The 14,471-nt window shown below is 38.0% G+C and carries 16 protein-coding genes; 10 read left to right on the top strand and 6 right to left on the bottom strand.

The window, feature by feature from the left end:
- Positions 1-39: 39 nt before the first annotated feature.
- The gene (locus ACFX40_RS04085) at positions 40-630 is read right to left on the bottom strand and encodes a TetR/AcrR family transcriptional regulator (RefSeq protein ID WP_014461312.1); all 591 of its coding nucleotides are present in this window, start codon (positions 628-630) and stop codon (positions 40-42) included.
- An 84-nt stretch (positions 631-714) separates the two neighbouring features.
- The gene (locus ACFX40_RS04080; RefSeq protein WP_028407688.1) at positions 715-1,368 is read right to left on the bottom strand and encodes a hypothetical protein; all 654 of its coding nucleotides are present in this window, start codon (positions 1,366-1,368) and stop codon (positions 715-717) included.
- 908 nt (positions 1,369-2,276) lie between these two features.
- Between ACFX40_RS04080 and pgsB the strand changes: the two genes are divergently transcribed.
- The 6 genes from pgsB (at position 2,277) to ACFX40_RS04050 (ending at position 8,663) form a co-directional block, all read left to right on the top strand.
- Positions 2,277-3,458 carry a poly-gamma-glutamate synthase PgsB gene (gene pgsB / locus ACFX40_RS04075; RefSeq protein ID WP_016763263.1) on the top strand — a complete coding sequence of 394 codons (1,182 nt, stop codon included), beginning with the start codon at positions 2,277-2,279 and terminating at the stop codon, positions 3,456-3,458.
- Between the two features lie 16 nt (positions 3,459-3,474).
- Positions 3,475-3,924, top strand: a complete 450-nt coding sequence (gene pgsC, locus ACFX40_RS04070; RefSeq protein WP_013055707.1) for a poly-gamma-glutamate biosynthesis protein PgsC — start codon at positions 3,475-3,477, stop codon at positions 3,922-3,924.
- Positions 3,925-3,964: 40 nt separating this feature from the next.
- The gene (locus ACFX40_RS04065; RefSeq protein WP_013082012.1) at positions 3,965-5,161 is read left to right on the top strand and encodes a CapA family protein; all 1,197 of its coding nucleotides are present in this window, start codon (positions 3,965-3,967) and stop codon (positions 5,159-5,161) included.
- Between the two features lie 29 nt (positions 5,162-5,190).
- On the top strand, positions 5,191-6,753 hold the full coding sequence (locus ACFX40_RS04060; protein WP_098525463.1) for a gamma-glutamyltransferase family protein: 1,563 nt from the start codon (positions 5,191-5,193) through the stop codon (positions 6,751-6,753).
- Between the two features lie 20 nt (positions 6,754-6,773).
- The gene (locus tag ACFX40_RS04055) at positions 6,774-6,977 is read left to right on the top strand and encodes a CapE family protein (protein WP_013082014.1); all 204 of its coding nucleotides are present in this window, start codon (positions 6,774-6,776) and stop codon (positions 6,975-6,977) included.
- 123 nt (positions 6,978-7,100) lie between these two features.
- Positions 7,101-8,663 (top strand): gamma-glutamyltransferase family protein, encoded by a 1,563-nt coding sequence (locus tag ACFX40_RS04050; protein ID WP_377254261.1) that lies wholly within the window; start codon positions 7,101-7,103, stop codon positions 8,661-8,663.
- Positions 8,664-8,689: 26 nt separating this feature from the next.
- On the opposite strand, the gene ACFX40_RS04045 is transcribed toward ACFX40_RS04050, so the two are convergent.
- Positions 8,690-9,139: a staygreen family protein gene (locus ACFX40_RS04045; protein WP_136790233.1), complete on the bottom strand. Its 450-nt coding sequence runs from the start codon at positions 9,137-9,139 to the stop codon at positions 8,690-8,692.
- A 148-nt stretch (positions 9,140-9,287) separates the two neighbouring features.
- Here ACFX40_RS04045 and ACFX40_RS04040 point away from each other — a divergent pair, with 148 nt between their 5' ends.
- The 3 genes from ACFX40_RS04040 to ACFX40_RS04030 all read left to right on the top strand — a co-directional run bounded on the left by ACFX40_RS04040 (position 9,288) and on the right by ACFX40_RS04030 (position 10,911).
- Positions 9,288-9,455 carry a hypothetical protein gene (locus ACFX40_RS04040; RefSeq protein ID WP_013055713.1) on the top strand — a complete coding sequence of 56 codons (168 nt, stop codon included), beginning with the start codon at positions 9,288-9,290 and terminating at the stop codon, positions 9,453-9,455.
- 192 nt (positions 9,456-9,647) lie between these two features.
- Complete coding sequence (locus ACFX40_RS04035; protein ID WP_028407692.1) at positions 9,648-10,121, top strand: hypothetical protein; 474 nt, start codon at positions 9,648-9,650, stop codon at positions 10,119-10,121.
- Between the two features lie 130 nt (positions 10,122-10,251).
- A complete protein-coding gene (locus ACFX40_RS04030; protein ID WP_013082018.1) occupies positions 10,252-10,911 on the top strand; it encodes a haloacid dehalogenase type II in 660 nt (219 codons plus the stop codon).
- Between the two features lie 30 nt (positions 10,912-10,941).
- Here ACFX40_RS04030 and ACFX40_RS04025 read toward each other — a convergent pair whose 3' ends face one another.
- The 3 genes from ACFX40_RS04025 to ACFX40_RS04015 form a co-directional block, all read right to left on the bottom strand.
- The gene (locus tag ACFX40_RS04025) at positions 10,942-11,124 is read right to left on the bottom strand and encodes a CsbD family protein (protein WP_013082019.1); all 183 of its coding nucleotides are present in this window, start codon (positions 11,122-11,124) and stop codon (positions 10,942-10,944) included.
- A 140-nt stretch (positions 11,125-11,264) separates the two neighbouring features.
- Positions 11,265-11,759: an NUDIX hydrolase gene (locus tag ACFX40_RS04020; RefSeq protein WP_098248578.1), complete on the bottom strand. Its 495-nt coding sequence runs from the start codon at positions 11,757-11,759 to the stop codon at positions 11,265-11,267.
- Positions 11,760-11,847: 88 nt separating this feature from the next.
- Complete coding sequence (locus tag ACFX40_RS04015; RefSeq protein ID WP_060746584.1) at positions 11,848-13,398, bottom strand: glycoside hydrolase family 10-like protein; 1,551 nt, start codon at positions 13,396-13,398, stop codon at positions 11,848-11,850.
- Positions 13,399-13,613: 215 nt separating this feature from the next.
- On the opposite strand from ACFX40_RS04015, the gene ACFX40_RS04010 reads away from it, so the two are divergent.
- Positions 13,614-14,468 carry a MurR/RpiR family transcriptional regulator gene (locus ACFX40_RS04010; RefSeq protein WP_060746583.1) on the top strand — a complete coding sequence of 285 codons (855 nt, stop codon included), beginning with the start codon at positions 13,614-13,616 and terminating at the stop codon, positions 14,466-14,468.
- Positions 14,469-14,471 lie beyond the last annotated feature (3 nt).

Below are 14,471 nucleotides of genomic sequence, written 5' to 3'. Positions count from 1 at the left end.
AATTCCTCCTTGCATAATAATAAGCCCTTTTTACAGGGCCTATTTAGCACGTATGCCTTCCCAAAATATCGTCCAAGCATCGTGGATTTTTTGGTCATAATACTCTGGTTCATAATAAAAGCGCTGAATGAACAGTCCGTCGGTTAAACAATAAAAGCTATTGATATACAAATCAATCGGACGTTCAATTATTTCGCCTTCAGCCATTCCCTGTGTAAAAATAGCATGCAGAATTTGATCAGACAATCGTTCGCTTCTTAAAAAAATAGCTTTTACTTCCGACTGTAAATGTTCAGGTGGAAATAAAATAAGACGACGGTACATCTGACCAAAAGAATCTTTTTCAATCATCGTGCAGAAATCTACAACAAAGCAGTGAAGCTGTTCTTTAGCAGACTTTGTTTTATGCTGTTCGTATATAACAGATAACTTTGTTAAAAATAAATTCATTAAATCATGCACGGTTAGTAAAAATAAGTCGTCTTTGTTCTTAAAATGAGCGTACAGGGAAGGTTTTTTTATGCCTACTTTTGATGAGATATCAGCAAGCGATGTTTCTGTATAGCCTTTTTCTCCAAAGAGCTCCATTGCTGCAGCTCTAATTTTTTCTACAGTTGATAATTCACTCAAGAAAAGCTCCTCCTCAATCTAACTAACGGTCGTTAGGTAAAAGATATCAAATATAAAAAAAAGAAGCAAGGGAATCGCTTCTTTTTAATGTATTTTCACTAAATGACGCTGAGTTAAAAATAAAGAGAAGATAAAAATAAGCTCAAACGTATTTGTTACGGCTGTGCTTGGTATAGGAATTGACACGGCACTTCCTACAATCATCACGGCTACTCCAATCATCATACTGCTCCATCGCGTCTTGCGAAATAAGGAAATTCCAACAAAAAGCAAAATAATCGCCACAATGAGAACCATAAGAGGGGGACCGGATGATCCCACTAATGTATAGCGAACAATGCCATATTCGCGTACAACTTCCATGCGCTGACTAATCGTCTCGATTATTTCATAGCTAATTAAGGCAAACGTAGTTAGCAAAAAAAGAATGCCGGCAACAGGTTTTTTAGCCCATGTAATCGTCGAATATTTTGCTACGCCATACGCAAAGAGCACCAGAGTAGGGGTAAATAAAGCGTGAAACCAAAATCGAAGCATGCTGAGTGAACGTAAAGTATCGCCTTCACCAATAAATGAACCAATCCCAATCATTACATTATCGTAAATTAGTCCAGCTATTACTAAAGGAAGAAAAAGCATGTAAAACGGCGAAGTGTTTTTTCGTACTACATATATGCTAAAGAAAAACAGGACAATATAGCAAAAAGAAAATAGAAAATAAAGGATTGTATCAACCATTGTTTTCCTCCTTTTGATGATACTTCTTCTTTTTATGATAACATCATATGCCAAAAAAGTGAGAAATCATGCATTTTTCTAGGCAATCTTAACGGACGAAAGATGCCTTTATCGGTAGAAAGATTCAGAAAATATTGAAATAAAAATAGGAAAAGAGGCCATAGTCAAGAGATTTAGATTTACTGAATTGATTATTAAATAAAGGAAATCTATAAAATAACAACAAAAGAACTAGGAGTATATGGAGTCTAAATGCTTATATAATTAGAAAAAAATATTTAATGTCCTTTCTATTTAAGTAAGTTAAATGTAAGCATAAAATGATAAAAAAATGTATTTTTCTTACTTTTATATCTAACTATCATCCTTACAAGTACGGTTGTTAGACAAATTCAATTGGTATATCCATAAAAAGGAATTAATGGGATAAAATATTTTTTATCCCACCTTTATATTACAAAACGTTTTCTAAAGTTAAGAAATTTTTAATTACGTAATATTTCCGTGTGTTAATTGTAAGAGTGATGTATAAAATATTCCTGTTGTTATGGTAAAAAAAGGTATCGATGGGATTTTTCTAGGTAAATAAACTTTAGACCTATTCTGTAAATTTTAAATAAAACGATGAGTTTTTAATTCTGTAAATAGACAATCGGAATTGTAAGAATATATAACATTTGAGCTATTGACCACTAATGAGCGCAGATGATAGTTTTAGAGCTGTTGAAATTGGTACTCGAGTCCATTTTTCAAAGCAGGTGTTTTAGCAGCATGCTAGCGCTGTTAATTGATTAGCTCCCATACATATATAAAGGGAGTGAAACTATGAAATCGTATATCTATCATTATGAATCAAAAGCATTCATAACGTATCCAACAGGAGAAGTTTGGAAGGAGAAGAATGAAACATGATCTTAATTATCCTATGCTGCCTATTTTTAGTAGGGTATGGCGTTTGGGAGTATCGCAGACATTTACGCAAGCTGCATTCAATTCCTGTACGAGTGAATGTTAATGGTATTCGCGGAAAATCCACCGTTACACGATTGATTACAGGTATTGTAAAAGAAGCAGGTTACAAAACAGTAGGGAAAACGACAGGAACACAAGCGCGTATGATCTACTGGCATACAAGTGAAGAAGAACCAATTATTCGTCGTAAAGAAGGTCCGAACATTGGAGAACAGCGACGAGTGGTAAATGAAGTTGCCGATATTGGCGCGGAAGCTCTTATTTGTGAATGTATGGCTGTACAGCCCGATTATCAAATCACATTCCAAAATCAGCTGATTCAAGCCAAGGTAGGCGTTATTGTAAACGTACTAGAAGATCACATGGATGTAATGGGTCCAACTCTAGATGAAGTTGCTCAAGCGTTCACTGCTACTATTCCTTATGATGGCCACCTTGTTACAATTGAAGGTCCATATTTGGAATACTATAAAAAAATAGCCGCAGAGCGCAACACAAAAGTTATTGTAGCTGACAATGATAAAGTATCTGAAGCGTATTTACGTGAATTTGATTATATGGTTTTCCCTGATAATGCTTCCATCGGTTTAGCAGTAGCAGAAGCACTTGGTATCGATGCTGAAACAGCGATGAGAGGAATGTTAAATGCTCAGCCTGACCCAGGAGCTATGAGAATTACAACGTTTGGCGATGAAAAAAATCCAGCATTTTTAGTAAATGGATTTGCTGCCAACGATGCTTCTTCCACGCTTCGTATCTGGGAACGTGTAGATTCAATGAACTATAGCGAAAAGCTTCCTATTGTCATTATGAACTGCCGTCCGGACCGTGTAGATCGCACGGAGCAATTTGCTGAAGATGTAATGCCATACATTGAAGCGGACGTAATGATTGCAATTGGTCAGACGACCTCACCAATCGCTGCAGCATATCAAAGAGGCGAATTGCCAACAAAAGAATTCTGGGATATGGAAGGCGCTTCTACAGAAGAAATTTTAGAGCGCATGAAGCCTTATTTAAAAGATCGTATCGTATACGGTGTCGGAAATATCCACGGTTCAGCCGAGCCGCTTGTTGAAGCTATTATTGAAATGAAAAAGATGAGAAAAGCAGTTTAATCTAGGAGGCCATTTCATGTTCGGATCAGATTTATATATTGCCCTTGTGTTAGGGGTTACACTAAGCTTAATTTTTACAGAAAAAACGGGCGTATTGCCAGCCGGTCTTATCGTACCGGGGTATTTAGCGCTTGTATTTGATCAGCCAATTACCATTTTAATGATTTTCTTAATTAGTATTTTAACGTATGTTATTGTCGTGTACGGAATCTCAAAAGTAGTTATTTTATATGGACGTCGCAAATTTACAGCGATGTTAATTACGGGTATTGTGATTAAAGTTGCATTTGATTATTTCTTCCCGATCTTGCCGTTTGAAGTGTTTGAATTACGCGGAATTGGTATCATTGTACCGGGCTTAATTGCAAATACAATGCAAAAGCAAGGTCTTCCTTTAACAGTTGGAACAACGGTTTTATTAAGTGGTGTAACATTTGGAATTATGCAAGTTTATTATTTATTTTAATACACAAACAAACCGCAGCTGGTAAAGGAAGGTGAAAGCGTTGAAAGAGAAAAAATTAAACTTTCAAGAAAAAGTATTGATGTTTATAAAGAAAACAAAGCCTACAACGGGCAAGCAAGCTCTTATCTTAACGCCAATTTTAATCGTAATTTTAGCTCTTTCAGGATGGATGGAGCGTTCGGATGCTCTTGAAAACCCTGAGACGGCTAATCCAGAGGCCAATAATGATTTAACGATGACTATGGTCGGAGACATTATGATGGGTCGCCATGTAAGAGAAGTAACTGAACGCTACGGAGAAGATTTTGTATTCCGCAACGTGGAGCCGTTCTTTAAAAATTCGGATTACGTAAGCGGGAACTACGAAACACCGATTTTAACAAATGACGTAGATTCATATAAAGCAATGGAAAAAGGTATTCATTTATATAGTAAGCCTGCTGATCTAGCGACTGTTAAAAATGCAGGTTTCGATGTATTAAACTTAGCGAACAACCATTCAATGGACTACAGTGCAAAAGGGTTAGAAGATACGATCTCTACTTTTGAAGCAAACAAATTAGATTTTGTTGGTGCTGGCCGTAACTCTGAAGAAGCAAAACATATTTCTTATAAAGATGCTGACGGTATCCGCATTGCAACCGTAGGGTTTACGGATGTACATTCAGACGGAATGTCCGCTGGAAAAAACAACCCAGGTATTTTAAAAGCAGATCCGGATCTTATTTTCAGCACGATTCAGCAAGCGAAAGCAAATGCTGATTTAGTTGTAGTAAATGCCCACTGGGGTGAAGAATACGATGCACAGCCAAGTCCTCGTCAAGAAGGACTAGCAAAAGCGATGGTAGACGCTGGTGCGGACATTATCATTGGTCACCATCCGCACGTTCTACAGTCATATGACGTATATAAAGGTTCGGTTATTTTCTATAGCTTAGGAAACTTTATTTTTGACCAGGGGTGGTCAAGTACAAAAAATACAGCGATGGTTCAGTATCATTTAAACAAGCAGGGCCAAGCTAAAATTGATGTTATTCCAATGGTTATTAAAGCAGGTACACCAACTCCAACAGATAACCCTTGGCGCATGAAGCGTATTTATAACGATTTAAACAAGTTTTCTTCAAACCCTGAACTGTTAGAAAAAGAACGAAACAAGTTTGAATTAAACTTAGATCATTCTCGCATTATAAAACATGCAGAGGAGCGCAAAAAGAACGAAGCGCAAGCTAACTAATAGCCCGTCATACACAGAGGAGGTAAAAGATGATAAATAAACGTAATACGATTATTGTTTCCATTGTCATCTTTTCACTCATAGTAGGTGTATGTGTTTATCAATTTATGTTTCCAAAACAAGAATATGCAGTAAGTACTTCAGATCCTCGCGCCACAAAAGTAGGTATGGAAATTCTTAAACAAGGCGGTACAGCAGTTGATGCAGCTATTGCCATTTCCTACACGCTTGGTGTTGTGGAACCGTACGGATCAGGACTTGGGGGAGGCGGCGGAATGCTGATTAATCCAGCAGATGCCTCTCCAACATTTATTGACTACCGAGAAATTGCACCTAAGAATGATAAAGAAGATGAGATTGGCGTACCAGGGTTCGTTGCTGGTATGGATTATATTCAGCACCACTACGGATCTATGTCGATGAGCAAACTAATCGACCCGGCCATTAACTATGCTGAGAATGGGTATAAAGTGGACAAAGATTTGCACGATAGGCTGGTTTCATACAAAGGTAATGTGAATGAAGATGAAATTCCTAGCTTTTATCCAGATAAGGACGCCATTAACACAGGTGAAATTGTCAAACAGCATGAATTAGCGAACACCCTGCAAAAGATTAAGGAAGAAGGGCCAAATGCTTTTTATAGAGGGAAGATTGCAGACGATATTACAGAAGAAACAAAAGTAAGTCACAAAGACTTGCGAAAGTATGCGCCTGTTGAACGCAAACCTCTATCAACGAATTATAAAGGTCATCAAATTATTTCAGCACCTCCGCCTTTTGCTGGTGCTACGCTTATTCAAATGTTAAAAATGACGGATCAAGAAGATATTTGGAAACTGAAGGAATCGCATCCTAGTCTTTATTATCATTTTCTTGGTCAAATTTCAAAAGTAGCTTATCAAGACCGCTTGAAAAAAATTGCTGATCCGGCTTTTATAAAAGAAACGCCAAATGATTGGATCGACGATCATTACGTGCATTTACTTCGTAATAAATTAAATAATACTGAAACAGATCATACCAAAGTAAGCGACGTCGAAGAACATGAAAGTACCACTCATTTTGTTGTCATGGACGGTGAAGGAACCGTTGTATCAACAACGAATACGCTGAGTAATTTCTTCGGCAGCGGTGAATATGTAGATGGATTCTTTTTAAATAATACGCTCAATACGTTTGGGGAAGGAATTAATAAGCGTCAACCTGGTAAGCGTCCAAGAACATTTACAGCTCCTACCATTATTCGTGAAGGTGATGAATGGGTAATGTCCATTGGCACACCGGGAGGAAATCGCATTCCTCAAGTGTTAACGCAAGTAATTGGGGATTATTTTGAAGACAAAGATTCCATTAAAAACGCAGTAGAAAACAAGCGTGTCATTTTTGATTCTCATAAGTTTTATTCAGAAGCTAAGCTTAAACAGTCAACGAAAGATGGTTTAAAAACGTACGGCTATGATTTAAAAAACAATGATAACGCGATGTTTTACGGAGGCGTTCAAGCACTTGTGAAAGACTTAAAGAAAAACAAAATTCAAGGTGACGCTGATCCGCGCCGCCACGGTTTATGGGAAAAAAGTACAGACTAACTTAATTGGAGGAATAGAAAATGATCGCAAAACGAATCGTAGGGATTGTAGGACCAATTGCTATTGTAGCAGGAGTAGTAGCAGGACTTGGAGCTTTAAAACATCCGGCTACTCTTTCAACAGATGAACAGCAAAAAATTGAAAATAACGTAAAAATGATTGAACAAACAAAATCAGCTGCTACAGATGCAGTAAATGACGCTGCGGCAGCTGCTGGAAAATAAATCTTATGTAGTAACAAAAAGGCATCGTCCTAGACGATGTCTTTTTTGTGTGCAATGTAATGTATGGATAAAAATGAAAGCGCTTCACAAAATATACATATGAGTAAAAATGGAGGGTAATATGTGAATAAAAAATTACTGTTGTTTAATATTATTGCTTTTTTATTATTAATTAGCGTTATAGCCGCTTTTTTTATGACTCAATCAAGTACAGACCTGAGTCCTAAAAAGCTGCTTAAAAAAAATAATGATCATTCTTATGGTGTGAGTTCATCTAATTCTCTTGCAGCAAATGTAGGGATGGACGTCTTAAAAGAAGGCGGGAATGCAGTAGATGCGGCCATTGCAATTTCGTATGCCCTTAACGTAGTAGAACCTTTTGGATCTGGAATTGGCGGAGGTGGAGGTATGCTGATTGCCAAAAAAGATCAGCCTGCTACTTTTATCGATTACCGGGAAACCGCTCCAACTTCTATGAGTGGTAAAAACGGCGTGCCGGGATTTGTCGCTGGTATGGAATATATTCAGCAGAAGTATGGTACAAAATCAATGAGTGATTTGATTCAGCCGGCTGTTGAATACGCTGAAAAAGGGTTTAAAGTAGACTCTCTTTTATCGTCTCGATTGTATTACTCTAGAGGAAGGATGGATGTAGACGATCTATCCGCTTTTTATCCAAAGGGAGAAGCAATCGAAGAAGGAGAAACACTGTCACAGCCCGTGTTAGCTAAAACGCTAATCAAAATTCAGCGAGAAGGTGCGTCTGCATTTTATAAAGGAGATGTGGCACAAGATCTTGCTGATGCAACGCCTATTTCTAAAAAAGACCTATCTTCCTATCAAGTGACAGAAATCAAGCCTGTCGTTTCAACTTACAATGGAAGTGAAGTGATTTCAGCGCCTCCGCCTTTTTCCGGAATTACACTGATTCAAATGTTAAAAATGGCAGAGAAAGAAAATCTTGAAACAATGCCTGATAAAGAATATTACGAAAAGATGAACAGAATTAAAAAGGCAGCTTACTCCGACCGGTTAAAACAAATTGGAGATCCAGACTTTCATAATCAAAACTCAAGTGAATTAGTCAGTGATGATTATATAACAAACTTGGTCAATCACCCGACACGTTCTTCAGGTGAAGGCGATGAAGAACACGAAAGTACAACACATTTTGTGGTTATTGATTCAGAAGGAACCGTCGTATCTACAACTAATACGTTGAGTAACTTCTTTGGTACAGGCGAACAAGTTGACGGTTTTTTTCTTAATAACAACGCTGATACGTTTGGAAGCAAAGAACCGAATAATCGCGAGCCGGGAAAAAGAGCAAGAACTTTTACGGCTCCAACTATTATAAGAGAAAAAGGCGAGTGGGCGATGGGAATAGGTTCTCCGGGCGGAACGCGGATTCCTCAAATTTTAACTCAGGTACTTTCTAAAAACCTTGCAGGAAATGAATCGCTTCAAAAAGCTGTAAACGAACCGCGCTTTATTTTTGATGATTCGACTATTTATGTAGAGCCCGATTTAAATACCAAAAATATTCCTTCTGCGTTTCGAATAGAAACAAAGGAAAGCGACGTCTTTTATGGAGGTATTCAAGCGTTAACCATTAATTTTCAAGATAAACAAATGGAAGGAGCCGGAGACCCTAGAAGAAATGGAGTTTGGAAAACAGGAGATTAACGAAGTAAAGATCCCTTCTCATATGCTTAGGCATAGTGAGAAGGCGTTTGAAAATATCGAATGGAATGAAAATCTTTGTCGCTGGAATGAAAATGTACGTAAATGGGGGAACGATCTAAATCAGGGTGAGCGTTGAAAAACGTGGCATCACCGTAGCGCAATGCTTTTAGCAAGTAAGGCATTTCCTGTTTGAAAATAGCGTACCGTATGGCTTGAACGGACTTTTCCGTTTGTTCATTGCCAATAAATACGTATACATACAGCGTATCAACACCGTCTTTGTGGAGCCATTCGGCAAAAAGCTCATTTCGCTGCTCATTTAATTGATCAACAGCAAACTTTTCATCGATCCAAAGAAATAAATCGTCTGTTTGTTCAGAATGTGTGAGCGTATAGCGTCGCCCAATAAAAGGAAAGGTGGGCGTGCTTCCTTGGCGGTATGTGACGCTAAATTGCTGAGGATTAAAAGCAGACAAACGGCATCTTCCTTTCACGCTTTTAAGTAGTTTATGCATAAAAAAGAGAAATTTCACACATTCGTCAAGAATTTTAAGCTGTTTTTCTTACATGCATACTTATGAAAAAGTTGTTACACTGAAGAAAAGAAATAGTGGGTGATAAAAGATGGAGCCGCTGTATATTGTCTTATCCATTTTTTTAGCAGCGATGCTATCGTATGATATTGCTAAATTTGTTCGAGGGGACCGGCCAGATTGGAAAGAGGGTCTCGTGACGGGCCTTGTGTTCGTGGGCTTTTTAGCAGCCATGCAAATGGCTTTTCACATTGTATAGCGCCGAAAGAGGCTGGGACAAACGTAGTTTAGTTGAAGGAAGATCCGAACGATAAATCGTTCGGATCTTTTATGTTTATGTCTCAATCCCTTTTTTAAAGATATGCCGGATAAGTTTAGTCCGGCAAGACTAAAAAGCTTGGATATCGAATAAGCTGTTGTATACTGCATTTTTGATAAAGGGGCTTTTTACTTGTATCGAAAAAAAACACTGCTTTTGAAGCAAAGTTTAGGAGTAGCTGTGTTTCTTTCTGTTATTGCGCTGGGAGTTTGGATGTTTCAATTTACATTCTTTTCTCCGAGTCATCAAGCCAAATCTGCCGTAAAAGAATTTTATACGCTAGAACAGGAAGGGAACTTTTCGGAATCATGGGATCTTTTTCATTCATCCATGAAGAAGAAGTGGACAAAAGGTGCATACATACAAGATCGAGCACACGTATTTCTCAATCATTTCGGCGTAGACACTTTTACTTATTCCATTGAAGATGTTGAAAAAAGAAAGAGCTGGAAGATGGAAAATGATCGTAAAGCGTTTTCTGTTGTTTACGAAATGACCGTTATCCAAACGTATAAAGGGAAATATGGAAACTTTGATTTAGTGCAGAAAGTGTATGCTGTTCGTGAAAAAGGAAAATGGAAAGTCGTGTGGGATTATAAACAGTAGGAGAACCTGCTGTTTTTTTTATTTTCATAAGAAGTGAGCATACCTCAGCTGTTAATATGCCTCTTTTTTAACAGAAAAAACGTTATGTTTTTTTGCGAGTGGGTAAAATGAAAGAAGGAGGCGAACACAGATGAAATTTAAAACGATTTTATTTGATGCATATGGAACACTGTTTGATGTACATACCGTTATTGAAACGTGTGATAAGCTGTATCCGGAGCGGGGAGAAAGCATTAGCCATTTATGGCGTTTGAAGCAAATTGAATATGCCATGCAATACCAGCTGATGGGACGGTACGTTGACTTTTATACATTAACAAATCAATCCCTGAAATATGCAGCAGAAGCAAATGATATTGATTTAACGGAACACGAAGAAAAAATGCTGATGAGTGCCTACATGAAGCTGAATGTCTACGATGAAGTCAAAGAGGTGCTCGCCTATTTAAAAGAAAAAGGGTATCGTCTGGCTATTTTTACGAATGGCCCTAAGCACATGATTGATCCGCTTGTTTCTTATCACAATATGAATCATTTATTTGAAGACGTTATTTCCGTAGACGAAATCAAACAGTACAAGCCTACGATGGCAAGCTATCACTATGCAAAAAATAAAATGAACGCAAAAAGAGAAGAAGTATTATTTTTGTCATCGAATACATGGGATATTGCCGGTGCTAAAAACTACGGGTTCGCAACGGCTTGGGTCAACCGAAAAGGAAATGTAGCTGAACATAAAGAATTGCAGCCAAACGTAATCATTAAAAGCTTAAATCAGCTTATTAAATAAAAAAAGAACGAGCATTAAGCTCGTCCTTTTTTATTTATTGCTAAATGTATCTTTTGTTTCGCCTACTGCTTTTTGAGCATTTCCTTTTGTTTTCTCAGCTTTTCCTTCACGCTGAAGGTCGCGGTTATTCGTTGCATTTCCTACTTGATCTTTTACTTCACCTTTAGCTTTTGATACATTTCCTTTAACTTTATCTCCTAAACCTTTACTCATTTTAATCTTCCTTTCTATTAGTAATTAAGTAGTGTTACTTGTCTGTTCCACCATTAGAAAGAAATTAAACATATTTTCTGATTTCAACTTAAACAGAAGCTAAGCGTACGATATTCAGGAGTAATTTATAGGCACTATTATTATTGTTCGGAGGTTTTAAGCTCCCAATCATCATAAATCTGAGATTCATAAGGCCATGATAATAAGCTTAAAGATTCCACTGCTTTTAGAACAAGAGGCGAAGCATTATCGATGTTGAGTTCCTGCGGTGCAATCCATAATGCTTCCAAAGAATCCTGTCCTTCAAACTGTACGGGGTGGGAAAGAAGCTCACCGCCGGCAATGTCTACGTAATAGAATACAGCGATGTGATGCACGTGGGTAAATTCTTTCCACTTACAAGGATACTGAAAATCTGTTGTACCCGCTTGAGAAACAATATTAATCTCAAAGCCTGTTTCTTCCACAAATTCTCTTTTCATCGCTGCCGTTAATGTTTCACCGTGCTCTAGCTGTCCGCCTGGCAAATCAAAACGATGAATATACGGACCTCTGTTTTTTCGAATAACAAGCAGCTTGTTATCTCGCATACAAATTCCATATACGCCAAAGGCGCGATCATAGTTTGGTTCCATTTTTTTCACTACTTTCTATAACAGAATGGCTTGATAAGGCATCATTTGATTTCTTTATCCTACCATACATTTTGCTATAGAACCTTTTTTAATGAGATGCTTTTACAGTAAGCGTGCGGGAAACAGCACTTTCGTTATGCAAACGGTCAACAGAGGTTACAACATATGTGTATGTTTGATTTTCAAGTGCATTTTGATCTACAAACAATTGTGTTTCTCCCGTTTTTCGAACCGTTGTCAGCAGATTTTCTGCGCTGTTAATGTCGCCTTTTTTATTGCCTTGAAAGCGATAAATGGCATAATAAGCGGAGTCATTCTGCTGGTGATCTCGAATTTCAAATGCTGCTTCTTTTGTATGAGGACCCGCGTTTTTTAATTTTGGTGCTTTTGGGGCCGTATTATCAAGCCAAGGCATTGCTGGAATAAGCGCAGGGTGTTTATAAATATCGTTTTGCAGCTTGTCTTTTATTCCTAGCGGGTTTCGGTTTAAATCTTTCAGGCTAAAATGCATGCTTCCCTGTACTTCTGGAAACTGGTGATTTAGAGCAATTTGCCTTGGATACTCATCGGGATCAGACCAAGCTTCCACCGCGTTGTTATTAATTTTGTAAGCAGCTTGTCCAATATAAAGGTGGACTGGCTTTCCGCGCACTTCATCTCTCCACCAGTTGAGCAGCGTATCGTAAGCAGCGGGTTCAAATCCGATATTCCAATAAATTTGCGGAGTGATGTAATCAATGTATCCATTTTGAATCCACGTACGCGTATCGGCATACAAATCATCGTAGTTTGTTTGTCCAGCAGTCGTCTCAGAGCCAGTTGGATCATTAGCAATGTTTCGCCATACGCCGAACGGACTGATGCCAAATTTCACGTACGATTTTGTTTTTTTAATAGATTTATTTAAATCTCGAACAAGCTGATTAACATTGTCACGCCGCCAGTCTTCAATATTGGAAAACGTTTGAGCACCGTAGGCTTCATATGTTTTTTGATCTGGGAACGTTTGACCTGCAATTTTGTAAGGATAAAAATAGTCGTCCATATGAACAGCATCAATATCATAGTTTCTTACGACTTCGAGCACTTCTTCAATAATAAAGTTTTTTACTTCTGGAATACCTGGGTTGTAGTAGAGTTGTTTTCCGTAGGAGACGACCCAATCAGGATGTTGTTTGGCAGGATGATTATCGGCTAGTTTGTTTAAATCAGTATGATTCATTGTAATGCGGTAAGGGTTAAACCATGCGTGGAATTCTAAGTTGCGCTTGTGTGCTTCGTCTACCATAAAGGCTAGAGGATCATAGCCGGGATCTTTTCCTTGTGTACCGGTTAAATATTCTGACCACGGGCCATATTTTGACGGATAAAAGGAATCGGCGGTCGGTTTAATTTGAACGACAACAGCATTCATCCCCATCTTTTTTACTTCGTCTAGCAAATAGGTAAACTCTTTTTTCTGCTGTTCAATCGGAAGACCAGGCTGAGAAGGCCAATCAATGTTGTATACGCTTGCAATCCAGGCAGCTCGGAGCTCCCGCTTTTGATACGTAGTAGGTACGTCGGCTTTAGCAGGCAATGTGCTCGAACAAAACAGCAGCAAAAACAAGATGCCTCCAACCCATTTTTTAATATGCATGTTCGTTCCTCCTTCTTTTTTGGTTGAGATAAAATTTCTTTCATAATATAGCATGCAGTCGTTATATTCACAATAGATTTTGATGAAATATTCTGAAAAATAAAATAAAGTTTTAAAAATATCAGAAAAATATTGAAATTAAACTTCAGAAAAAATATAATAATGGTAATTTAAAGAATATTTTAGAAATACGTTACTTAACGATGGAGGAATTCATGCGCCAATTTTCCGTACTTACTTTAATCGATGCACAAATGAATCATTACAGTCCAGCTGAAGGAAGAGTAGCTGATTACGTGTTAGAAAATCCTACCACCACGTTGAACTTAACGACCAAACAGCTAGCTAAGCAGTGTCAGTGCAGCGAAGCTACGATTATTCGCTTTTGTCAGCGTGTAGGCATTAATAGTTTTAAAGAATTAAAGATTGAATTAGCCAAAGATGCTCATAAGGTGAATACCGAACAGCTGCCGAATCTTCCAGTTAATTTTGAAGACGAAACGGATGCTGTGCTTGAAAAAGTCATAAGCAAAAGTATGAGCGCACTGATGAATACAAGCCGGCTAGTGAGCACTTCGGCAATTGATGCAGCCGCGGAAGCTATTCATGGAGCGAAACGAGTGTTTTTATACGGAGCAGGAGGATCATCTGTAGTTGCGCTAGATGCTCAGTATAAACTGCTTCGAATCGATATTTCGGCTCTGTTTTCATTAGATAGTCATGTTCAAATGGTGATGGCTACGAATATGACAAAAGCTGATGTGCTGTTTGTGGTATCCACTTCGGGTCAAACAAAAGAAGTGGTAGAGCTGATGCAAATAGCCAAAGACAAAGGAGCAGCCGTCATTTTGCTAACGCAGCACGGATCATCGCCAGCTTCTAGATTAGCTGATATTCTGCTGACTATTTCGGTAGAAGAACAGCATATTCGAATTGGAACGATGAGCGCTCGTATTGCTCAGTTAGCCATTGTAGATGCGATGTTTATACGGTTATGTATTCAAAAAGGCAATCAAGTGTTTGAACGCATAATCGATACACATAATGTAATTCAAAAAATAAAGAGGTAGGGG

Source organism: Priestia sp. YIM B13552 (assembly GCF_042787775.1).
GTDB lineage: Bacteria > Bacillota > Bacilli > Bacillales > Bacillaceae_H > Priestia > Priestia megaterium_E.
This window is presented reverse-complemented; position numbering and strand designations above follow the sequence as displayed.